Below are 22,607 nucleotides of genomic sequence, written 5' to 3' on the forward strand. Positions count from 1 at the left end.
GCCCCTCCCGCGTCCCGACACCGCCCCAGGTGTCATGTCCGCACCCGCTCAGCAGTGACCCCCGGCGCCACAGGGGCACCGGGGGTCACGGACGAACCGGCAGGCGTCAGGAGGCCGCGCTGTGCCACACCGTGGTGATGTTGCAGAACTCGCGGATGCCGTGCCCGGACAGCTCGCGTCCGTAGCCGGAGCGCTTCACCCCGCCGAACGGCATGGCCGGGTGGGAGGCGGTCATCCCGTTGAAGAAGACGCCGCCCGCCTCCAGGTCCCGTACGAAGCGCTCCTGTTCGGCTTCGTCCCGGGTCCAGACGTTGGAGCTGAGCCCGAAGGGCGTGTCGTTGGCCAGCCGCACCGCCTCGTCGAGGTCCGCGGCCTTGTAGAGGGTGGCCACCGGGCCGAACGCCTCCTCGTGATGGATGCGCATCCGCTCGGTGATCCCCGCGAGCACCGTCGGCTCGTAGAACCAGCCCGCCGCCTGTGACGCGGGACGCTGCCCGCCGCAGAGCGCCGTCGCGCCGAGCTTCTCGGCGTCGGTGACGAGTTCCTCCAGGTCGGCCCGGCCCTGTTCGGTGGCGAGCGGCCCGACATCGGTGGACTCGTCCATCGGGTCGCCGATCCGCAGCGCGGCCATCGTCTCGGTGAAGAGCGCGGCGAACTCGTCGTACACGTCGGCGTGCACGATGAAGCGCTTGGCCGCGATGCAGGACTGCCCGTTGTTCTGCACCCGGGCGGTGACCGCGGTCTTCGCGGCCCGCGCGGTGTCGGCGGACGGCATGACCACGAACGGGTCGCTGCCGCCGAGTTCCAGGACCGTGTGCTTGACGACGTCACCGGCGGTCGCGGCCACCGCGCGGCCGGCCGGCTCGCTGCCGGTCAGGGTCGCCGCCACGATCCGCGGGTCGCGCAGGATCCCCTCGACGGCGCCGGATCCGATCAGCAGTGTCTGGAAGCACCCCTCGGGGAATCCCGCGCGGTGGAACAGGTCGCCCAGGTACAGCGCGGTCTGCGGAACGTTGGAGGCGTGCTTGAGCAGGCCGGTGTTGCCCGCCATCAGGGCCGGCGCGGCGAACCGGACCACCTGCCAGAGCGGGAAGTTCCACGGCATGACGGCCAGCACCACGCCCAGCGGGCGGTAGCGCACATAGGCGCGCGCGCCACCGGAGTCCTTGACGTCGGCCGGTTCCGGGTGCTCGTCGGCCAGCAGGCCCTCGGCGCGCTCCGCGTACCAGCGCATGGCCTTGGCGCACTTGGCGGCCTCCGCGCGGGCGGCGACCAGCGTCTTGCCCATCTCGGTGGTCATGGTGCGGGCGATGTCCTCGCCCTCCTCCTCCAGCAGCGCGGCCGCGCGGCGCATCAGCTCGGCGCGCTCGCCGAAGGAGGTGGTGCGGTACTGGCGGAAGGCGGCTTCGGCCAGGGCGAGCTTCTCCTCTACCCCGGCGGTCCCGAGGGCCTCGAACGTCCTGAGCGTCTCGCCCGTCGCCGGGTTCACGGTCGCGATCGGCACGGCAATGCCTCCTGGGGCTCGGCAGTCCTGATCGTTTGCCCCATTTTCGCGTATGAACCCGCATTCGGCACCGGCGCCGCGCCACCGGGGGCCGGACGGCGGATCCGGGCCGGGAATCCTCAGTGATCCACGGCGTTGAACCGAAGGTGACATCAGCACTCCGAGACACCCCGTTGTCCATCCTGGACCGGTCGCGCACCCGCCAGGGACAGAGCCACTCCCAGGCGCTGCGGGACACCGTCCGCTTCGCCCGGCAGGCCGAGACGCTCGGTTACCACCGGTTCTGGGTCTCGGAGCACCACAGTGTGCCCGGAGTGGCCGGTTCGGCACCGACCGTGCTGGCGGCGGCCGTCGCGGCCGCCACCTCGCGGATCCGGGTCGGTACGGGCGGCGTGATGCTGCCCAATCACCGGCCGCTGGTGGTGGCGGAGCAGTTCGGCGTCCTGGAGGCGCTCTTCCCCGGGCGCGTCGACATGGGCCTGGGCCGGTCGGTCGGGTTCACCGACGGCATCCGGCGGGCGCTGGGCCGCGACAAGGAGGCCGCCGAGGACTTCGGCGCGCAGCTGACGGAGCTGCTCGGCTGGTTCACCGGCGAGCAGCGGGTGCACCCCGAGGTGCACGCCTGGCCCGCCGAGGGCCTGCGGCCGCCCGCGTTCGTGCTGGCCACCGGCTCCGGGGCCGATCACGCGGCGGCGCTGGGGCTGCCGCTGGTGATCGGCGCCGTCCGCGGCGAGGACCCGATGCTGCGCGCCATCGAGCGGTACCGGGACGGTTTCCGTGCCTCCGCCTGGTCGGCGGAGCCGTACGTCGTGGTGTCCGCCGGCGCCGCGGCCGCCGCGACACCGGCGGCCGCGCGCCGGCTGCTGCTGTCCGAGGCCTGGTCGAGCGCGTACTCCCGCACTCATGGGGCCTTCCCGCCGCTCCTGCCGACGGCGGAGGTGGAGGCGCTGGACATGTCAGCGCGTGAGCGCTCGTACTTCGACGCGGCGCTGGAGGGCCAGCTCCACGGGACCGGGGACGAGGTGGCCGCGGCGCTCGGCGCTCTCGTGGGCCGCACCGGCGCCGACGAGATCCTGCTGACCACCAGTACCTTCGACCGCGCGGAACTGCTCGACTCCTTCGGCCGGCTGGCCGTGGCAGTGGGCATGGGCACCCCGGCGGGCGCCCTGTAGCGTCGCCCCATGAACGACTTCAGCGGGCCGGCCGGGCCGGGAGACCTCGACGTCCGGTGGCACGCCGGCTGGCCGTCGGCGAAGCACGACCCCGCGCCGGAGATCCAGGTGCACGCGTACGACGAGCACACGCTGATCCTGCGGCAGAACATGTCGGTGCACTTCGAGGCGCCGTTCGTCTTCCTGTTCCTCGGCGCGGACCGGGCCCTGCTGCTGGACACCGGGGCAACCGCGGACGAGCGGTACTTCCCGCTGCGCCGCACGGTCGACGCGGCGATCGACGACTGGCTGGTACGCCATCCGCGGCCGGGCTACGGGCTGCTGGTCGCCCACACGCACGGGCACGGCGACCACATCGCGGCCGACGGCCAGTTCACCGGCCGCCCGGACACCACCGTGGTGGGACCCGGCCTGGCGGACGTCATCGACTTCTTCGGCCTGACGGGCTGGCCGGACACCCGGGCCGAACTGGACCTCGGCGGCGGCCGCGTCCTGGACGTGATCCCGGGCCCCGGCCACCAGGAGGCGGCCGTCGTCCTCTACGACCGGGCCACCGGTCTGCTGCTGACCGGCGACTCCTTCTACCCGGGCATGCTCTACGTCCAGGACACCGCCGCGTTCACCGCCACCGTCGACCGGCTGCTCGACTTCTGCGCCACCCGCCCGGTGAGCCACATCCTGGGCTGCCACATCGAGATGACCACCACTCCCGGCGACGCGTATCCGCGCGGCACCACATACCAGCCGGACGAGCCACCGCTGCAGCTGACCACCGGTCAGCTGACGGCACTGCGGAAGGCTCTCACCGAGACCGGCGGCCGGCCGGGTGCGCACATCTTTGACAACTTCATCGTGGACATCACGGGTTAGCGGCGTCCTCGTTGGCCGCCGGCACCGAGTAGTTCACCTCCCGTCGTCCCGCGATCACCCTGTGGCAGTGCAACTCCCCTAACCTGCTTCCCACTTGCTCTTTATGGGAGGCGGCTCATGCGCATGTTCGGACGCACATCGGCAGCGGCGGCACTCGCCGCGGCGGCGGCACTGACCCTTCTCGTCCCGACCGGATCGCAGGCGGCGGGCACCGACACCCTCCCCTACTCCGGCAGCACCGGGGTGGGTGTGCACAACGCGTACGACAAGGCCAAGTACCCGTACTTCGCCGACGCGCTGGACTCCGGTGCCGCGCTGCTGGAACTGGACGTCTGGACCAATGCGCTGGGCGGCGCGAAGTTCCGGGTCTCGCACAGCAACCCCTTCGGCAACGACAACAACTGCGAGAACGCCGCCAACGCCTCCCAGCTGCGCGTCAAGCCGGTCAACCAGAGCTTCGAGGGCTGCCTCGCCGACATCAAGGCGTGGAGCGACGCGCACCCCGGACACGCCCCGGTGCTGCTCAAGGTGGAGATGAAGGACGGCTTCAACGACAAGGGCGGCCTGGGCCCCGACGAGTTCGACGCCCTGGTGGGCAGCAAGCTCGGCAACACCCTGTACCGCCCGGCGGACCTGGTGGGCGGGCACGGCACCCTCGACGCGGCGGCGCTCGCGGGCGCCTGGCCGACGCGGGCGGCGCTGGCGGGCAAGTTCCTCGTCGACCTGATACCCGGCACCGTCGAGGAGAGCAACCCCTTCGACAGCCTGTGGACCGACAAGGAGTACGCGACCCGGCTGCGGAACCTCGCCGCAGCCGGAACGCTGCCCCAGGCGGCCGCCTTCCCCGCCGTGCACGGCGCCGCGGCGGCCGACCCGCGGACCTCCCGCTACCCGGACGCGACGCTCCGTCCGTGGTTCGTGTTCTTCGACGGTGACGCCGCCGCCTATGTGGACGGCGGGATCGACACCGCCTGGTACGACAGCCGGCACTACATCGTGGTGATGACGGACGTGAACAAGGTGGCGCCCGCCATCGACGGCACCCATCCGACGGAGGCCGAGGCGAGGGCCAAGGCCGCTCAGGTCGCCGCGCGTCACGGCAGCCTGGTGACCGCCGACTGGTACGCGCTGCCGTCCGTACTCTCCTCGGTGTACCCGCGCGGCTGACCCGCTTCCGGATCCGCCACGGTGGTGGGCGACGCGGCCGGCACGTCCCGCAGCGCGTACAGCGCGAGGACGGCCGCCGCGGCGCACACCACCGCGGCGCCGACGGCGGCGGCGTGCAGTCCGCCGACGAACGCGTCGCGCGCCGCGCCCAGTACGGCGTCACCGGTCCGGCCGGGCAGCTGCGCGGCCACCGCCTGGGCGCTGCCCAGGGTCTCGCGGACGCTGTGCTCGTCGTGCTGATGGCCGACGAGGCGGCCGGCCGGGGCGAACTGCCCGAGCCGGGACCGTCCGGCTGGCGGGACCGGCTGGAGCAGGGCACCCGGCTGCAGTGGGAGATGTACCGCCGCCACCCGTGGCTGGCGCAGGTGATGTCGACGACCAGGCCACCGCTGGTGCCCAACGCGATGGCCGTCGTCGAGTGGTCCATGCGCGCACTGGACCACCTCGATCCGGCCGACATGATCCATGTGGCGGTCACGATGGTGAACTACGCCCGGGGCACCGCGGTGAACCTGGAGGCCGAGGCGGAGGCCGAGCACGCCACCGGGATCACCAGCCAGCAGTATCTGGACGCCAACGACGCGGCGATGCAGGCCATCGTGGCGTCGGGCCGGTTCCCCACGTACTCCTCCCTCGCCGGGCGCCACGACCTGGAGATCAGCCTCGACACGATCTTCGAGTTCGGGCTGCGCCGCCTGCTCGACGGCATCGAGGTCTTCGTCACCCGATAACGGGTCCCCACCGCCGCGGAAACGGCTGTCGCAGCGCGTGCTTCCGACCTCCGGGTCTCCCGCGCTGCCCTTCAACGCCCTTTTGTGCCATGGGTCTAGCTCTTCCTTGCAATCGATCGTCGCAATATTGCGCTGACTTATGGACTTGCTGCAGGGGTGCTCGTAGTCTCTCCCACGCCCGGCCGAAACCCCCACGACACGTGCCCGAAGCGCAGCCGCAACGCGCGCCTCCCGCCCCCCACCTTCGACCTGCAAGGACGTGCCTCTGTGATGCATGCACCCCCAAGTCCCCGCCTCAGGCGCAGTACCACCGCGATCGTCTCCCTCGTCGTCAGCGCGGCCGCCGCGCTGACCGGGGTGGGCCTCGCCACCGCGCCCGCCGCGCACGCGGCGGGCGTCGCCGCGCTGTCGCCCCTGGATGTTCCGAACCGTGGCGCGGTCGTGCCGTTCAAGGAGCAGGAGGCGGAGTACGCCGCCACCAACGGCACGGTGATCGGGCCGGACCGGCTGTACGGCAATCTGCCGTCCGAGGCGCAGGGCCGGCAGGCCGTCACGCTGAACGCGGTCGGGCAGTACGTCGAGTTCACACTGAGCGCCCCCGCGAACGCCATGTCGTTCCGCTACAGCCTGCCCGACACGTCGAACGGCGCCGGGCGGGACGCGGCCATCGACCTGAAGGTCAACGGCTCCACGCTGAAGAGCGTGCCGGTGACCTCCAAGTACAGCTGGTACTACGGCGGCTACCCGTTCAACAACAACCCGGGCGACACCAACCCGCACCACTTCTACGACGAGACCCGGACCCTGCTCGGCTCGACGCTGCCGGCCGGGACGAAGATCCGGCTGCAGGTGGCCTCGACCGCCGCCTCCCCCACCTTCACCATCGACCTGGCCGACTTCGAGCAGGTCGCGGCCCCGATAGCCAAGCCGGCCGGCGCGCTCGACGTGGTCGCCGACTTCGGCGCGGACCCGACCGGCGCCGCCGACTCCACCGCCAAGTTCCAGGCCGCGGTCAACGCCGGCCAGGCCCAGGGCAGGACCGTCTACATCCCGCAGGGCAACTTCACGCTCTACGACCACGTGGTCGTCGACGGGGTCACCCTGGCCGGCGCGGGGCCGTGGTACAGCGTGCTCGGCGGGCGCGACCCGGTGAACCGCAACCGCGCCGCGGGCATCTACGGCAAGTACGTCCCCGGCGGCGGCTACACCGGCGGGGTGCGGCCGCAGGAGGCCAACGGGCCGAGCCGGAACGTCACCCTCAAGGACTTCGCCATCATCGGCGACATCCGCGAGCGCTCGGACGACGACCAGGTCAACGCCCTCGGCGGCGCGATGTCCAACTCCGTGGTCGACAACCTGTGGATCCAGCACACCAAGGTCGGTGCCTGGATGGACGGCCCGATGGACAACTTCACCATCAAGAACAGCCGCATCCTGGACCAGACCGCGGACGGCGTGAACTTCCACACCGGGGTGACCAACTCCACCGTCACCAACACCTTCCTGCGCAACCTCGGTGACGACGGGCTGGCGTCCTGGCCGGAGCGGGTCGCGAACGTCGGCGACTCCTTCACCCACAACACGGTGATCCTGCCGATCCTGGCGAACAACATCGTCACCTACGGCGGCAAGAACTTCACGATCTCCGACAACGTGATGGCGGACACCATCTCCAACGGCGGCGGCCTGCACATCGCCAACCGCTACCCAGGGGTCACGTCCGGGAACGGCACCGCCGTCGCGGGCACCATCACCGCGGCCCGCAACACCCTGATCAGAACCGGCAACAGCGACTTCAACTGGAACTTCGGAGTCGGCGCGATCTGGTTCGACGGTCTCAACGAGGCCATCAGCGGCGCGGTCATCAACATCACCGACACCGACATCCTGGACAGCTCCTACGAGGCGATCCAGACCATCGAGGGCGGCGTCAGCGGCGTCAACTTCACCAACATCAACATCGACGGCGCCGGGACCTATGCCATCCAGGCCCAGGTGCAGGCCACCATGAAGTTCACCAATGTCACGGCCAAGCACATCGGCCAGGCGGCCACCCCGATCCACAACTGCGTCGGCCCGAGCTTCGTGATCGTCGACGGCGGCGGGAACTCGGGCTGGAACACCGGTTCCACCTGCACCGGCAACTGGCCCGCCCCGATCTGGACCAACGGCGGCATCCCGTCGGACCCCTCGAACCCGCCGACCACCCCGCCCACGACGCCGCCGACCACTCCCCCGACCACCCCGCCGGCCTGCGTCCCGGGCACCGGCAACCTCGCGCAGGGCAAGCCCGTCACCGCCACCAGCGCCAACGGCAGCTACAGTGCGGCGAACGCCGTCGACGGCAACGCCGGCAGCTACTGGGAGAGCAACAACAACGCGTTCCCGCAGTCGCTGACCGTCGACCTCTGCGCGGCCACCGGCGTCGACAGCGTGACGTTCAAGCTGCCGCCGGGCTGGGAGTCGCGCTCGCAGAACATCGCGGTCCTCGGCTCCGCCGACGGAACGAACTTCAGCCAGCTGGCCGCGCCGAAGGCGTACGCCTTCGACCCGGGCGCTGCGAACACCGTCACCGCCGGCTTCACCGCGGCGAATGTGCGCTATGTCCGGGTGACCGTCTCGGCCAACACCGGCTGGCCGGCCGCCCAGCTCTCCGAGCTGGAGGTCCGCCTCACCGGTACGCCGCCGACGACTCCGCCCACCACTCCCCCGACCACCCCGCCGGCCAACAGCAACCTGGCCGCGGGCAAGAACATCAGCGCCACCAGCAGCAATGACGTCTACGCGGCCCGCAACGCCAACGACGGGAACTCGGCCAGCTACTGGGAGAGCGCGAGCAACGCCTTCCCGCAGTCGGTGACCGTCGACCTGGGCGCGGCGACCGCGGCCGGCCGGATCGTCCTCAAGCTCCCGCCGCCGTCGGCCTGGGCCACCCGCACGCAGACCCTGAGCGTGCTCGGCAGCGCCGACAACTCCTCGTGGAGCACCCTCAAGGGCCCCGCGGGCTACACCTTCAACCCGGCGAGCGGCAACAGCGCGAGCATCACGCTGCCCGCCGGAACCACCACCCGCTATCTGCGGCTGACGTTCACGGCGAACACCGGCTGGCCCGCGGGCCAGCTCTCCGAGTTCGAGGTGTACGCGTCCTGATCCCCGCTCCACCGGCCCGGTCGGCAACCAGCACCACGCCGACCGGGCCTCCGCGCGTCACGTCACTTCAGGCCGGCCGGTCCACGTCCAGGCGGGCGGTGACGCGCTTGCCGCCGTGGACGCGCTCGGCGGTGACCTGCCGGCACAGCCGGCGGACGATCTCCATCCCGTGACCGCCGATCCGCAGCGGGTCGGGCTCGAACCGCCGGGGCAGCTGGGAGCTGGTGTCCCAGACCGTGATCTCGACGGCGCCGCCGCAGTAGCTCAGCTCCATCTCGTACGGCCCGGGGGCGTAGCGTCCGGCGTTGGTCACCAGCTCGCTCACGACCAGCAGGATCTCCTCGGCACGCTCACCGGGCACGGGGGCGGCGCGGTCCGGGGCGAGGTCGTCGAGGAACGCGGCGGCCGTGTCGCGGGCGGCCGCGATGCTGCCGTCTCTGCCCGAGTAGCGGACCGATCGCCGCAGAGGCTCCGTCACGGTGGTGAGTACATCCAGCATGTGGGGTGAGCCCCTTCTGCCTCGCCGGTCACGTGCTCGTTCTCTTCGCCCTCTGCCCCAGCGGCGGTGTTCCATGCGTGGCGGGAGCCGCCGGGCGGTCGCCGTCCGGCTCGCCCGGGCCGATGCCCGCCCGGCGGGCCGCGCTCTCCAGGGCGCGCACGGCCAGCCACAGCACGCCGATGTCGTCGATCAGGATCGGGTCGGGCAGCAGATCGACCGGGCAGACGAGATAGGCGATGGCTCCCCAGAACATCGCCTTCCCGGTCAGCGGAACATGGGCGGCCACCAGCAGCCGGCGTACCCGGACCAGGCGCACGGCCAGCCGTACGGCGATGACCAGCATGACCACGACGGCCAGTGCCGCCAGGGTCCATACCAGGGTGGTGTCGCTCATCCGGTCCTCCAGTCGGCGGGCCGGCCCGGCGGGCGCCCGTCCGGAGTCTTGTACCCGCTCCGGCCGCGCCACTCGCCGGTGGCCACCTCAGTGTTCCCCGGACATCCGTCCGCGGCTTTCTCCGCCCGTCCGCCCGCGGCGTCCGCGGTCAGCGGCGGCGCCGGCGGCGGCTGGGGACGGACCATCCGGAGCCGAGTCCCGCCAGGTGGAGGGCGACCAGCACGAGCCCCACGAGCTGGAGGCTACCGGGTGCGAATACGATGTCCGTCGAGGTTTCGGTCGCGTTGATGATGAAGGCGACCGCGAAGACGACGGCCGCGGCGATGGCGAGCATCCGGACTTCCTTTCCCAAGCTTTTTTGAGCCTCCCGAGCACACCGGAGGTTCACACGATGTCCACAACTGATCGGTCATCCCTGCGTCTTGCCCGCATTCGGCCCTTCAACCGCCGGATGCCCGGCAACCGTGTCCGGCTCCGGGTCGGGCTGGACCGGCCGTTCCCGGGTATCCGACCGGCAGACCGGCACACCGCCGACTCCGTACCGTTCAGCGAGCACCGTCTCGACGGGCACCGTTCCACCGGGCAGCATCCGCTGCACACCGTTCCACCGAGGAGCCGGAATGATCGACGAGCAGGCCGTACTGGCCCTGGGGCCCACCGGCCGCGAGCCCGCGGCGGTCGCCCGGGCGACCGGACGCCGGCGGCTGATCCTGACGGCGCTGCGCGGCGCGGCCGTCGCCGCCTGGGACGAGGACGCCTCCGAGCGGGCCGCGGCGCTCACGTACTACGCCATGCTCGCCCTGTTCCCCACCCTCCTGGTGACGGTCTCGGTGATCGGCCTGGCCGGGACCGCCTCGACCAGCGATCTCATCGCCCAGGTCACAGCGGTGGTGCCGGCCGAGTCGCGGCAGCTCGTCGCGGGCACCATGAAGGACATGGCACAGGAGCACTCGGCGGCGTGGTTCCTGGCGGCCAGCGGCACGGTGGCGGCGATGTGGTCCGCCTCCAGCTATCTCGCCGTCTTCCGGCGGGCGCTGCACTCGATGTACGGCGTGACCGACCACCGGCCGGCCTGGCGGACCGCGCCGCGCATCGTCATCACCGCGCTGGTGCTGCTCACCCTGCTGGTCTGCAGCGCGGTCACCCTGATGGCGACGGGTCAGCTGGCCCGTCGTGCCGGACAGGTGCTGGGGATGGACGAGGCGGCGGTGACCAGCTGGAACGTGGTGAAGTGGCCGCTGCTGCTGTGTCTGGCGACGGTTCTGGTCCTGATCCTGTTCCGCTCGGGACCCGCCAGGTTCCGGCCCCTGCGCGCGATGGCGCCGGGCGGTGCGCTGGCCGTCGTGCTGTGGCTGCTCTCCTCGGTGGGGTTCGCCCTCTACGTCTCCGTCTTCGGGACGTACAACCGGCTGTACGGGTCGCTGGCCGGGACCGTCGTGTTCCTGGTCTGGCTGTGGGTGTCCCACATCGCGCTGCTCGTCGGCGCGCATTTCAACGCCGAGCTGGCCAAGGGGCGCAGCGCCCGGGCGGTCTCCGACGACCGGTCAGATCCGCTGTCCGAACAGGTTTCTGAGGGCGCGTAACCCGCCGGGGTTCCTCCGTCCGGCCGCTTGCTCCACCGTATGGAGCAGGTCACCGCGCAGAACGGGCGAAAGCGTTCCTACCGTGAACCCATGACTGTTTCCGGTCCTGCCCGCACACCGTCCCTCCGGTTCCGCGCGGCGGTTCTCACCGCCGTCTGTCTGACCGTCAGCTGCCCGGCCGCCCCGGCGTTCGCCCACGGTGACGACGGCCACGGACCCGGCCGTACCGTCATCGGCGGCGCGACGCTGGCGCGGCCGGGGGTGCACGTCCTGCCGAAGTCCGGCTCGCCCGCGCTGCCCGCCGGCCTGTCGGCCCTGTCCTGGCTGGTGGCCGACGCGCGCACCGGTCAGGTGCTCGCGGCCAAGGACGCGCACCGCGCGCTGCCGCCGGCCAGCACCCTCAAAACCCTCTTCGCCGTCACCGTCCTGCCGCGCTTCGCGCAGGAGACCACCCACACCGTGACCGAGGACGAGCTGTCCGGTATCGGAGCGGGCAGCAGCCGGGTCGGGGTGCAGGCGGGGCAGACGTACACGGTGGCCGACCTGTGGCGCGGGGTGTTCCTCAGCTCGGGCAACGACGCGGTCCATGTACTCGCCCGGATGAACGGTTCGGTGCCCCTGACGGTCTCCCAGATGCAGGCCAAGGCGCGGATGCTCGGCGCCGACGATACCGAGGTGGTCTCGCCCGACGGGTACGACGCCCCCGGCCAGGTCTCGTCGGCCTACGACCTGACGCTCTTCGCCCGTGCCGGACTCGCCACCCCGTACTTCGCCGGCTACACCTCCACCGCCACCGCGATGTTCCCGGGCGGCACCGACTCCAGGGGCAGGGAGGTGCCGCCGTTCCAGATCCAGAACACCAACCGCCTGCTGACCGGGGCCGACGGTGTGGGGACGTACCCGGGGATCATCGGGGTGAAGAACGGCTACACCACGAACGCGGGCAACACCCTGATCGCCGCCGCCCAGCGCGGTGACCGCACGCTGATCGCCACGGTGATGAACCCGCAGTCCGGGGTCGCACAGGCCGTGTACAAAGAGGCCCGCGCCCTGCTGGACTGGGGCTTCGAGGCCGCCGGGGTGAACGGCTCGGTCGGCACGCTGAACACCGTCACCCGCGCCGTGCCCGCCTCGGCGCCGCGCCGGCCGGCGGCCGCCGCGCTGGCACCGGTGATGACCACCGCTCCCGCCTCGGAATCCGCCTCGCTCCGGAACGGCTGGACCTGGTCCGCCGCCGCGGGCGCCCTGGTGGCGGCCGCCGCCGGTACCGTTTTCGCCCGCCGCCGGTACCTCCGCTCGCGCTGACCGCGACAGGCCGGAAAGAGCGGTGGAAGGCTGTTCCCGACGGCCTTCCGACGGCTTTCCGGCGGAATTCCCCCGGCCACCCGAAGCGGCGTGCTACAGTGCGAACAGCACTTGAGTACGCCGCTTCTCGGCGCCGGTGCTTGTTCCACTCCCCGCCGTGGCGAATTCCGTCCTTCTGGACCGGCCGCCCGGCAGTGAATCTCCTTCCTTCTCCCTCGCGGGTCGGCAAGCCAGTGGTGCGTGACACGTCCGCACCCTCACTCCGCCCCCGCCGGGACCCTTCTTTGGCATGTCCGTGAAAGGACCCAGCATGACCACCACACTCGAACACCCCCCTGCCAGAACCACCCGCACCACCCTCCCGACGCCGGTCACCGGCGTCCTCGACATCGTCGGCAACCAGGGCTTCCTGCGCACCGGCGGTTACCACCCGACGCCCGACGACCCGCAGGTGACAACGGCTCAGATCCGCAAGTACGGCCTGCGCAAGGGTGACCTCGTCGAAGGCACCGCCGACCGGCCGCGTGCCCTCGGCACCGTCGAACGGATCAACGGCCGCGAAGCCGGTGCTCCCGGCGTCCGCCCGCACTTCGGTGATCTCACCCCCGTCCACCCGCGTGAGCGGCTGCGGCTGGAGACCTCGCCCAGCGCCCTCACCACCCGGCTCGTCGACCTCGTCGCACCGGTCGGCAAGGGCCAGCGCGGGCTCATCGTGGCCCCGCCCAAGACCGGCAAGACCCTGCTCCTGCAGAGCCTGGCCAACTCCGTCGCCGTCAACCACCCCGATGCCCACCTCATGGTCGTCCTCCTGGACGAACGCCCCGAGGAGGTCACCGACATGCGCCGGTCAGTGCGCGGCGAGGTGCTCGCCTCGACGTTCGACCGCCCGGCCAAGGAGCACATCGCCCTCGCCGAACTGGCCGTCGAACGCGCCAAGCGCCTCGTCGAGCTCGGCCAGGACGTGGTGATACTCCTCGACTCGATCACCCGGCTGTGCCGCGCCCACAACAACGCGGCGCCCGGCAACGGCCGCACCCTCAGCGGCGGTGTCGACTCCGCCGCGGTGCAGGCGCCCAAGCGGCTCTTCGGCGCCGCGCGCTGCGCCGAAGAGGGCGGCTCCCTGACCATCCTCGCGACCGCGCTCGTCGACACCGGCTCCCGGGCCGACGACTACTTCTTCGAGGAGCTGAAGGGCACCGGCAACATGGAACTGCGGCTGGACCGCTCGCTCGCCGAGAAGCGGATCTTCCCGGCCATCGACGTGACCCCGTCCGGCACCCGGCGCGAGGAGCTGCTGCTGCCCGCCGCCGAGCTGGCGGCCGTGCGCGGCCTGCGCCGGGCCCTGCAGTCCAGGGACACCCAGCAGACCCTCGAAATACTGCTCGACCGGATGCGGCAGTCCCCGGACAACGCCACGTTCCTCCAGCAGATCCAGCGCACGGTCCCCGGCGCCTGAACACCTGAACACCTGAGCCGACCGTCCGGGCGTAACCCCGACCGGCTCCCTCCGGCCGTACTCGACCGGAAGACGTTTGGCAGTGAATAATAATTCACCTCATCTGGTGAACGTCCATTCACCTCCCTCACGTCTCATGGAGCGCGCCCCGTGGACTTCCGGAAACGGCTCATGGTCCCCGTCCTGGCATTCGGCGGAATCCTCATGGCGATCATGCAGACCGTCGTGGTGCCGCTCCTCCCCGATCTGCCGCGCCTCACCGGCGCCTCGCCCGCCGGCGTCTCCTGGATGGTCACCGCGACCCTGCTGGCCGGAGCCGTTCTCACCCCCGTACTGGGCCGGGCCGGCGACATGTACGGCAAGCGCCGCGTGCTGCTGATCGCGCTCGGGCTGATGACCTTCGGTTCCCTGCTGTGCTCCGTGACCTCCGACATCCGGCTGCTGATCGCCGCCCGCGCCCTGCAGGGCGCCGCCGCCGCCGTCGTACCGCTGTCCATCAGCATCCTGCGCGACGAGCTGCCCCCGCACCGGACCGGCTCCGCCGTGGCGATGATGAGTTCGACCGTCGGCATCGGTGCCGCCTTCGGACTGCCGCTGGCCGCCCTGATCGTGCAGTACGCCGACTGGCACGTCATGTTCTGGGCCACCACCGCCCTGGGCGCGCTCGGCCTCGGGCTGGCCTGGTGGGTCGTGCGCGAGTCGCCGATCCGCTCCCCCGGCCGTTTCGACTTCACCGGCGCCGCCGGACTGGCGGCCGGACTCGTCTGCCTGCTGCTGGCGGTCTCCCAGGGCGGCCAGTGGGGCTGGACCAGCCCGGCCGTGCTGAGCCTGGCCGTGGCCTCCGTCGTCATCCTCGCCGGGTGGCGGTGGCAGCAACTGCGCGCCACCAGCCCGCTGGTGGACCTGCGGCTGGCCGCCAGCCCGCGCGTCGCGCTGCCGCACATCGCCGCGCTCCTCGCGGGCTTCGCCTTCTACGCCAACTCGCTGGTGACCGCCCAACTGGTGCAGGCGCCCAAGGAGACCGGCTACGGGCTGGGGCTGTCCATCGTGGCGAGCGGGCTGTGCCTGCTGCCCAGCGGCATCATCATGCTGCTGCTGTCCCCGGTCTCGGCCCGGATATCGGCGGCCCGCGGCCCGAAGTTCACCCTCGCCGCCGGAGCCGTGCTGCTGACCCTCGGCTATGTGCTGCGCATCGCGGACAGCCGGCAGCTGTGGGCGATCATCGTCGGCGCCTCCGTCGTCGCGTCGGGGACCACGCTGGCCTACTCCGCCCTTCCGACGCTGATCCTGCGCGCCGTCCCGGCCGGCCAGACCGCGTCCGCCAACGGCGTCAACGTCCTCATGCGCACCGTCGGCCAGGCCACCTGCAGCGCCGCGGTCGCGGCGATCCTGATCCACCACACGGCGCCGATCGGCGGCCTGGAGATCCCGACGCTGCGCGGCTACCTGATCGCCTTCACCGTGGCCGGCGGCGTCGCGATCCTCGCCTTCCTCGCGGCCGTGTCGATCCCCGGCGGCCGGCGCGGCACTCCGACACGGCCCGCGCAGCGCTCCGAGGCCACCGCGGACCCCGCGCTGGAGGGAGCATGAGTCCCATGACGACAGCCGCCCCCGACACCCCGCGCCGTGACGCCGACGCCACCAAGGCCGCGATCCTGCGCGCCGCCCGCACCATGCTGGGCCGGCGCGCCTACGGCGACATCACCCTCAAGGCCATCGCGGAGCGGGCCGGGGTGAGCGCGCCGCTGATCGTGAAGTACTTCGGCAACAAGGAGAAGCTCTTCGCCCGCATCATCTCCTTCGAGTCGGACGCGGAAGCACTCCTGGACGCCCCGCTGGACGAGCTGGGCCGGCACATGGTCACCCAGGTCCTCACCAGCCAGAACGAGCGCGGCATCGACCCCATCCTGAGGATCGTCTTCGCACCGCTCCACTCCGCGGAGGGCCAGGGCGACATCCTGCGCGCCAATTTCCGCGAGCAGGTCATCGCCGGCCTCGCCCGGCGGCTGAGCGGTCCCGAAGCCCAGCTGCGGGCCGAACTCACCGTGGGCATGCTGCTGGGCCTCGGCGCCGTCTACGGGATCGCGCGCGGCGAGGCGGTCCGCGCGATGACCGTCCCGGCCCTCGTCGAGCGGTGTGCCCCCGCGCTCCAGAAGCTCATCACTCCGGCCGGAAACCCGTTGGCTCCCGCCGCCCGGTAACGGTGAGGATGGTCGGGTGGACCCTACGACGATCGAACAGTTCCTCGACAACGGCTTCATCAGGATCGAACGGGCCTTCTCCGAGGAGACCGCGCGGGCCTGCGCGGAGCTGCTCTGGGCGAAGACCGGCACCGATCCGGACGACCCGGCCTCGTGGACGGAACCGGTGCACTGGGTCTCCGACATGTCGGACGCCCCCTTCGTCGAGGCCGCCAACACCCCGGTTCTGCACGACGCGTTCGACCATCTGGTCGGCCCCGGCCGCTGGGTGCCGCGGCCCTCGCTGGGCTCCTTCCCGCTCCGCTTCCCGCACCCGCAGGAGCCCGACGACGCCGGCTGGCACATCGAGGGCAGCTACTACCGCGAGGGCGAGAAGTGGCCGTTCGCCAACCTCCGTTCCGAGGGCCGGGCGCTGCTGATGCTGTTCCTCTTCACCGAGACCGGCCCCGAGGACGCGCCGACCCGGATCCGGGTCGGCTCGCACCTGGACGTTCCGCCGGTCCTGCGGCCGTTCGGCGAGGAGGGGGCGTCGATCCTGGAGATTGCTCCCCGCATCGACGAGGTGAGCGCGCACCGGCCGGTCGCGCTGGCCACCGGCAGCCCCGGGGACGTCTATCTGTGCCATCCCTTCCTGGTGCACGCGGCCCAGCCGCACCACGGCAGCCGCCCCCGGTTCATGGCCCAGCCCCCGCTGTTCCCTGCGGTCCACTACGAGCTGGAACGGTCCAACGGCGCCTACTGCCCGGTGGAGACCGCGATCCGGCGAGGCCTGGAAGGCTCTCCCGGCATCGGCGGCGGTCGGACCGTTGGATAGCGTTCAGGGCATGTTGCACGGGCGTACCGAGGAGCAGGCGGCGATCGGGGAGCTGCTGGCCGCTGCCCGGGCGGGCCGCAGCGGGGTGCTGGTGCTGCGCGGCGAGGCGGGCATCGGGAAGACGGCGCTGCTCGACGACACGGTCGACGCGGCCGGCGGGATGACGGTCGTCCGTGGTTCCGGCACCGAGTTCGAGGCGGAACTGCCCTTCGCCGGGCTCCAGTTGCTGCTGCGTCCCGCGATGGGTTCGCTCGGCGTGCTTCCCGAACCCCAGCGGCTCGCGCTGGAGGCGGCGTTCGGGATGACCGTCGGGGCGGCCCCTGACCCGATGTTCGTCGGGCTCGCCGTGCTGTCCCTGCTGTCCGCGCACTCGGGCGACGGACCGCTGCTGTGCGTCGTGGACGACGCGCAGTGGCTGGACCGGGTGTCCGCCGACGCGCTGATGTTCGCCGCCCGGCGGCTGCACGCCGAGGGGATCGTCCTGGTCCTCGCGGCGCGTGACGGCGAGGGCAGTTTCCCCGCCCCCGGCCTTCCCGAACTGCGGCTGCGCGGACTGCCGCCGGCGTCGGCGGGCGCCCTGCTCACGCTGCACGGCGACGGGCTGTCCCCCACCGTCCGGCACCGCGTCCTCAGCGAGGCCCAGGGCAACCCGCTGGCGCTGCTGGAACTGCCGGTCGCGTTCCAGGCGGAGCGCCCCGACGGCCGGTTCCGGCCGGGCGCGCTACCGCTCACCAGCCGGCTGCACATGGCGTTCCACGGCCGGGTCAGCCATCTGCCGCCCGCCACCCAGCTGCTGCTGCTCGTCGCGGCCGCCGACCACACCGGTGATCTGCGGGCCGTCCTGCGGGCGGCCGGGGCGCTGGGCGCCGGCGCGGCGGACCTGCCGCCCGCGCAGGAGGGCGGTCTGATCCGGCTGGACGACGACCGGCTGCGCTTCCGCCATCCGCTGGTCCGGGCAGCGGTCTACCAACGTGCGCCGCTGGCCGACCGGCTGACCGCGCATCAGGCACTGGCGGCGATCCTGGACGCCCCGCAGGACGCGGACCGCAGGGCCTGGCATCTGGCGTCCGCCGCGACCGGCCCCGACGAGACGGCGGCCACCGCGCTGGAGGACACCGCGGGACGGGCCAGGGACCGCAGCGGCTACGGGGCGGCCGCCCTCGCCTTCGAACGGGCCGCCCGCCTCAGCACCGACCCCGCGGCGACGACCCGGCGGCTCGCCCTGGCGGCCGAGGCGGCCTCCGAGGCAGGTGAGCTCGACCGGGCCCGCGACTTCGCCGGACAGGCCGCGCGCCGGACCGACGATCCCGGGCTGACGGCCCGGCTGCACCATGTCCGGGCCCTGTCGGACTTCCTGAGCGGCTCCTTCCCCACCGCGCACCGGCTGCTGATCGACGGCGCCGATCACGCGGCCGCCGCCGATCCCCAGCGCGCCGCGCGGATGCTCATGCAGGCCGCCCACACCGCCTGGTACCTCGGTGAACAGGACGTCGCGGACACGGTGGCGCGGCTGGACGCGCTGGTGCTGCCCGCGACGGATCCCGTGACACCGGTGGCCCGTTTCATCACCGCCGCCCTCGGCCCGCCGGCCGCCGGCGGGCCGCCGGACCTGACCGCCGCCGTCACCGCGGCCCGCGCCGCCGGATCCCGTGATCCGCGCGACCTGATGCTGCTGTGCGGCGCCGGGCTGGCCGTCGGGCAGGACGACGAGGCCCATGAACTGGCCTCCGCGCTCGCCGCCGAGAGCCGCGACCGGGGCGGTATCGGCCGGCTGCCGACGGTGCTCTTCTTCATGGCAGAGGCGGAGGTGTTCGCGGGCCGGCACCGTGACGCGCTGGCCACCGCCGAAGAGGCGCTGCGGATCGCCGGGGACACCGGACAGCAGCAGTGGACCAGCCAGTTCAGCAGCGTGCTGGGCTATCTGGCGGCCGTCGAGGGTGACGAGGAGCGCTGCCGGACGTACACGGACGACGCGCTCGCCGTCGTCGCCGGCGCCGCGATGCCGCCCGGCGCGCCCTGGTCGTACTGGGCGCAGGGCATGCTCGATCTGGGCCTGGGCCGGGCGCAGTCGGCACTCGACGGCCTGGAGCGGCTCACCCATGAACCGCTGCGGCACCACTTCTGCGCCACCCGCAGCACCCCCGACCTCGTCGAGGCGGCCGTCCGGCTGGGTCTCGGCCCGCGCGCCGCCGGGCCGTTCGCCCGTTTCGAACACTGGGCGGCCCGCTCCCGGCAGCCCTGGTCCGACGCACTGGTGCTGCGCTGCCGGGCGCTGCTCGCCGCGGACTCCGAGGCCGAGGCGCACTTCACGGCGGCGCTGAAGCTGCACGACGAGCACCGCCGCCCGCTGGAGCACGCCCGTACCGCGCTGCTGTACGGCGAATGGCTGCGCCGGGCCCGTCGCAAGAGCGAGGCGAGCGGCCAACTGCGGGCCGCGCTCGACGTGTTCGAGCGGCTGGGTACCCGGCCGTGGGCGGACCGGGCGCGCAGCGAACTCGGGGCGACCGGCACGGTCGCCCCGCAGAGCCGGGAGCCGGGCGTACTCGCCGGGCTCACGCCGCAGGAGCTGCAGATCGCCCGGCTCGCCGGGCAGGGGATGTCCAACCGGGACATCGCGGCCCGGCTGTTCCTCAGCCCGCGCACCGTCGGCTACCACCTGTACAAGGCGTACCCGAAGCTCGGTATCGCCTCCCGCGGCGAACTCTCCGCCCTTTTCGAGTGATCGCCCCCGGAGAACGGGCCGGCCGGGAGATGCTGACCGGATGAACGCACCTGATCAGGCTCCGAGAACCCCGGGAAGTGTCCTGACCCTCCACGTCGACGATGTGCCCACCACCGAGATCGGCCCCGGCATCCTGCTGCGCGAGCTGCCCGGCCCGGCCCCGCTCAGCTTCTGGGTGGTGGACTTCGAACCCGGCGCCCGGTGGCCCGGCGTCGATGTGCACGAGACGGTCGGCGAGGGCTACTACGTGGCCGAGGGCGAGGTGATCGAGGGCGACCTGCGGCACGGCCCCGGTACCTACGTCGTGCTCGAACAGGGCTCCAGCCACCAGCCGCGTTCCGAGACCGGGGCGCGGGTGTTCGGCTACAACCACCCTGCCGGCTGACCGCGCACCGGTACCGGAGCGCGGCGGAACGCGGAAGTGCCCGCCTGTCCTGGGTCAGTTCCAGGACAGGCGGGCACTGCGCGTCTCACGAGGCGCGCGAGTTCACGCGCGGCGTCGCGGGACGGGTCAGACGGTCACGCCGTGCTCGTTCAGGTACGCGACCGGGTCGATGTCCGAGCCGTAGTCGGGACCGGTGCGGATCTCGAAGTGCAGGTGCGGGCCGGTCACGTTGCCGGTCGCGCCGGACAGACCGATCTGCTGGCCCTCGGTGACGGTCTCGCCGGCCGAGACGGACAGCGAGGACAGGTGCGCGTACTGCGAGTACTTGCCGTCGCTGTGCTGGATGACGACCTGGTTGCCGTACGCGCCGCCGTCGCCCGCGGAGATGACGGTGCCCGCGGCGATCGACTTCACGGTGGTGCCGGTCGACACGACGAAGTCGACACCGGTGTGGTAACCGCTGGACCAGCTGGAACCGGACTGGTGGTACGGGGTGCCGATGTTGGCGCCCGAGACCGGGAGGGTGTAGCCGGAGGAAGAGCTCGCGGCGGCGGGGGCCTTGTCGGAGGAGGACGAGGACTTCGCGGTCGAGTCGCTCTTGGCCGGGGCCTTCTTCGCCGGGGCCTTCTTCGTCTCCGAGGAGGACTTCGCGGACGACTTCGGCGCCGGGTCGGCGGACGGAGCGGAGTTCGACGGCACGGCCTTGGAACCCAGGGCCAGGGTCTGGCCCGGGAAGATCAGGTCCGGGTTGCCGCCGACGGTCTGCTTGTTGTCGGCGTACAGCTTCTGCCAGCCGCCGCTGACGTGGTGCACGTCGGCGATCTTGGACAGGCTGTCCCCGCCGACGACCTTGTACTTGTGGGCGGTCTTCGCCGGCGCGGCCTTGGCGGCCTTGGCGGCCGGCTGCGCGGCGTGTGTCGGGGCGGTGGCGGCGACGTTCGCGGCGGTCACGTGCGTGTCAGCGGCGAAGGCGTTCGACGACATCGCCAGCGGCAGGGCGAGAGCGGCGCCACCGGTGCCGGCCGCGACGCAGATCTTGGTGAGCCGGCTCATGCGGCCAATACGGTGCTTTCCCTTTGCGGGCATGGGGGAGTTCCTCTCCTACGCCGGCGAGGTGAGCTGTCGGGTTCGGGCTGGAGCTGCCCGGTCGCGGCATGCGCCATGGACGCGCGGCGCATTGCGACTTAACCCCAAGCCGTTCCTGACCTTCGGGAACGGCACTTACCTGGGTCCCCCGCTCCTGCCGTAGAAGTTTGGTGTTCAAAGCACCGGGCAGCGGCAGGACTAGGCGTTCCACCCGGTGGGATCCTGCGAGCATTTGACCCGCAGGAGAGCGAAGCTAAGCGAACTCCCGAGGGCGGGGCAACATCCGGGCATGAGCCGCATATCACGTGCGGAGCCGCCCGTGCATTTCGGTGACCCTGAGTCGTTCGGCCCGGTCTGTACGTGTGCGATTTCTTCACTTTCAGTGAAGCGACACATGGAAGGCGTAATAAAAGGCGTATGCCGGGAACGCACCGTGGAGAAGGCGGCAGCTCTGCGTATCACACGCGTGAGCCCGCTCACTCGGCGGGCCCGGTGTGAGCGCGGTCACGTGCCGAGCGGTGCCCGGTCCTGCCCCTGGGCCCGTCCGGCGAACTGCCCGGCGGCGTGCCCCGGGCGGATCCGCGGGTCGAGGACACGGCTGAGGCGGTAGGCCGCGACCCGGAAGCCCACCGCGGGCCAGTGCCCCGCCGCCAGCGGCGAGGCGGAGTGCCAGCGGGCGCCGATGTGCCGGTACTCGTGGTCGTACGCCCAGGCCGCCGCGGTGGCCAGCAGGATCCGGCTGACGCCCTCGCCCCGCGCGGACGGCTCGACGTACGCCTCGGCCAGCTCCACACAGCCGTCCGGGGTGACCGGACCGGCTGGGGACGGGGCGAGCAGCACCATGCCGATCTCCTCACCGCCGCGGCCGGCGATCCAGGCCGCGCAGCGGGGATCGGAGAGCGTGTCGGTGTACCGGGTGCGCATCGCGGCCAGGGCGGCGTCGGACTGCGGCAGGAACATCGCCGACTGCCGCTGGTAGCGGGCCGACTCCGCGGCCATCCGGCCGATCTGCGGCAGATCACCCGGGCCGGCCCGGCGGATGCTCAGCCCGTCCACCCCGCGCGGCTGCCGGCCGCGGGGCTTGACGGCCATCAGCCCGTACATCTCCTCGAACCCGAAGCCCAGTCGGCACCAGTCCATCGCGGCGGTCCCGGACGCCGGCAGTTCGACGTAGTGGACCAGCCGGCGCTGGGCGACGAGCCGGGCGGCGGCCTCGGTGTACAGGGCGAGCAGCGCGGCGTTGTCGCGCTGCCCCGGCGCGGGTGCGTGCCCGCCGTGCCGGACCACCGCGGAGCGCGGGTGGCTGCGGAGCGCGGCGGGGGTGTCCTCGGCGAGGTCGAGCGGGGAGGCGGCGAGATAGCCGGCGGGCCTGCCGCCGCTGTCCCGGGCGAAGTAGGCCTCGGTGTCCGGTTCCGCGAGCAGTTTCCCGAGCAGTTCCTCGCCGGTCGGGGCACCCGGCGGCCGGCCCTTGCGGGAGTGTCCGGACCAGCGGTCGTACAGCGCGGCGGCCTCGGGTATGTGCTCGGCGCTCATCGGCGCGATCGCGAAGGTCATGGTGGGTGGCGACG

20 protein-coding genes and 1 riboswitch are annotated in these 22,607 nt (G+C 72.2%); of the genes, 13 read left to right on the forward strand and 7 right to left on the reverse strand.

Features of this window, described 5'->3' with window-relative positions:
* Positions 1–106: 106 nt before the first annotated feature.
* Positions 107–1,504, reverse strand: a complete 1,398-nt coding sequence (locus C8250_RS10520; protein ID WP_138353074.1) for an NADP-dependent succinic semialdehyde dehydrogenase — start codon at positions 1,502–1,504, stop codon at positions 107–109.
* 146 nt (positions 1,505–1,650) lie between these two features.
* Here C8250_RS10520 and C8250_RS10525 point away from each other — a divergent pair, with 146 nt between their 5' ends.
* From C8250_RS10525 to C8250_RS10535, 3 genes are all read left to right on the forward strand, one after another.
* Positions 1,651–2,676 (forward strand): MsnO8 family LLM class oxidoreductase, encoded by a 1,026-nt coding sequence (locus C8250_RS10525; protein ID WP_138353073.1) that lies wholly within the window; start codon positions 1,651–1,653, stop codon positions 2,674–2,676.
* Positions 2,677–2,685: 9 nt separating this feature from the next.
* Positions 2,686–3,546 carry an MBL fold metallo-hydrolase gene (locus C8250_RS10530; RefSeq protein ID WP_138353072.1) on the forward strand — a complete coding sequence of 287 codons (861 nt, stop codon included), beginning with the start codon at positions 2,686–2,688 and terminating at the stop codon, positions 3,544–3,546.
* A gap of 117 nt (positions 3,547–3,663) precedes the next feature.
* A complete protein-coding gene (locus C8250_RS10535) occupies positions 3,664–4,713 on the forward strand; it encodes a phosphatidylinositol-specific phospholipase C domain-containing protein (RefSeq protein ID WP_232485047.1) in 1,050 nt (349 codons plus the stop codon).
* Here the strand turns inward: C8250_RS10535 and C8250_RS10540 are convergent.
* Positions 4,641–4,904, reverse strand: coding sequence for a hypothetical protein (locus tag C8250_RS10540; RefSeq protein WP_138353071.1), 264 nt, complete (start codon positions 4,902–4,904; stop codon positions 4,641–4,643). The genes C8250_RS10535 and C8250_RS10540 overlap by 73 nt on opposite strands.
* A gap of 33 nt (positions 4,905–4,937) precedes the next feature.
* On the opposite strand from C8250_RS10540, the gene C8250_RS10545 reads away from it, so the two are divergent.
* On the forward strand, positions 4,938–5,444 hold the full coding sequence (locus tag C8250_RS10545; RefSeq protein WP_138353070.1) for a TetR/AcrR family transcriptional regulator C-terminal domain-containing protein: 507 nt from the start codon (positions 4,938–4,940) through the stop codon (positions 5,442–5,444).
* Between the two features lie 270 nt (positions 5,445–5,714).
* Positions 5,715–8,594, forward strand: a complete 2,880-nt coding sequence (locus C8250_RS10550; protein WP_138353069.1) for a discoidin domain-containing protein — start codon at positions 5,715–5,717, stop codon at positions 8,592–8,594.
* Between the two features lie 67 nt (positions 8,595–8,661).
* On the opposite strand, the gene C8250_RS10555 is transcribed toward C8250_RS10550, so the two are convergent.
* From C8250_RS10555 to C8250_RS10565, 3 genes are all read right to left on the reverse strand, one after another.
* Complete coding sequence (locus C8250_RS10555; RefSeq protein WP_138353068.1) at positions 8,662–9,093, reverse strand: ATP-binding protein; 432 nt, start codon at positions 9,091–9,093, stop codon at positions 8,662–8,664.
* Positions 9,094–9,121: 28 nt separating this feature from the next.
* A complete protein-coding gene (locus C8250_RS10560) occupies positions 9,122–9,487 on the reverse strand; it encodes a YkvA family protein (protein WP_138353067.1) in 366 nt (121 codons plus the stop codon).
* Positions 9,488–9,635: 148 nt separating this feature from the next.
* On the reverse strand, positions 9,636–9,821 hold the full coding sequence (locus tag C8250_RS10565; RefSeq protein WP_138353066.1) for a hypothetical protein: 186 nt from the start codon (positions 9,819–9,821) through the stop codon (positions 9,636–9,638).
* A 286-nt stretch (positions 9,822–10,107) separates the two neighbouring features.
* Here C8250_RS10565 and C8250_RS10570 point away from each other — a divergent pair, with 286 nt between their 5' ends.
* The 8 genes from C8250_RS10570 to C8250_RS10605 all read left to right on the forward strand — a co-directional run bounded on the left by C8250_RS10570 (position 10,108) and on the right by C8250_RS10605 (position 19,953).
* A complete protein-coding gene (locus C8250_RS10570) occupies positions 10,108–11,070 on the forward strand; it encodes a YihY/virulence factor BrkB family protein (protein ID WP_138353065.1) in 963 nt (320 codons plus the stop codon).
* Between the two features lie 90 nt (positions 11,071–11,160).
* On the forward strand, positions 11,161–12,375 hold the full coding sequence (locus tag C8250_RS10575; protein ID WP_138353064.1) for a serine hydrolase: 1,215 nt from the start codon (positions 11,161–11,163) through the stop codon (positions 12,373–12,375).
* 310 nt (positions 12,376–12,685) lie between these two features.
* Positions 12,686–13,831: a transcription termination factor Rho gene (gene rho / locus C8250_RS10580; protein ID WP_138353063.1), complete on the forward strand. Its 1,146-nt coding sequence runs from the start codon at positions 12,686–12,688 to the stop codon at positions 13,829–13,831.
* A gap of 171 nt (positions 13,832–14,002) precedes the next feature.
* Positions 14,003–15,421 carry an MFS transporter gene (locus C8250_RS10585; RefSeq protein WP_138353125.1) on the forward strand — a complete coding sequence of 473 codons (1,419 nt, stop codon included), beginning with the start codon at positions 14,003–14,005 and terminating at the stop codon, positions 15,419–15,421.
* Positions 15,422–15,426: 5 nt separating this feature from the next.
* The gene (locus C8250_RS10590; protein WP_138353062.1) at positions 15,427–16,032 is read left to right on the forward strand and encodes a TetR family transcriptional regulator; all 606 of its coding nucleotides are present in this window, start codon (positions 15,427–15,429) and stop codon (positions 16,030–16,032) included.
* A gap of 16 nt (positions 16,033–16,048) precedes the next feature.
* Positions 16,049–16,846: a phytanoyl-CoA dioxygenase family protein gene (locus tag C8250_RS10595; RefSeq protein ID WP_138353061.1), complete on the forward strand. Its 798-nt coding sequence runs from the start codon at positions 16,049–16,051 to the stop codon at positions 16,844–16,846.
* Positions 16,847–16,856: 10 nt separating this feature from the next.
* Complete coding sequence (locus C8250_RS10600; RefSeq protein WP_138353060.1) at positions 16,857–19,568, forward strand: LuxR family transcriptional regulator; 2,712 nt, start codon at positions 16,857–16,859, stop codon at positions 19,566–19,568.
* Positions 19,569–19,608: 40 nt separating this feature from the next.
* Entirely contained in the window at positions 19,609–19,953 is a 345-nt protein-coding gene (locus tag C8250_RS10605; RefSeq protein WP_138353059.1) for a cupin domain-containing protein, read from the forward strand.
* Between the two features lie 126 nt (positions 19,954–20,079).
* Here the strand turns inward: C8250_RS10605 and C8250_RS10610 are convergent, their stop codons facing one another.
* Together C8250_RS10610 and C8250_RS10615 are read right to left on the reverse strand one after the other, a co-directional pair.
* On the reverse strand, positions 20,080–21,039 hold the full coding sequence (locus tag C8250_RS10610) for a LysM peptidoglycan-binding domain-containing M23 family metallopeptidase (RefSeq protein WP_138353058.1): 960 nt from the start codon (positions 21,037–21,039) through the stop codon (positions 20,080–20,082).
* 5 nt (positions 21,040–21,044) lie between these two features.
* Positions 21,045–21,222, reverse strand: a riboswitch (cyclic di-AMP (ydaO/yuaA leader).
* Between the two features lie 321 nt (positions 21,223–21,543).
* Positions 21,544–22,593: a GNAT family N-acetyltransferase gene (locus C8250_RS10615; protein ID WP_138353057.1), complete on the reverse strand. Its 1,050-nt coding sequence runs from the start codon at positions 22,591–22,593 to the stop codon at positions 21,544–21,546.
* Positions 22,594–22,607 lie beyond the last annotated feature (14 nt).

Origin of the sequence: Streptomyces sp. So13.3, from assembly GCF_005860785.2 — a bacterium.
Classification (GTDB): Bacteria; Actinomycetota; Actinomycetes; order Streptomycetales; family Streptomycetaceae; genus Actinacidiphila; species Actinacidiphila fildesensis.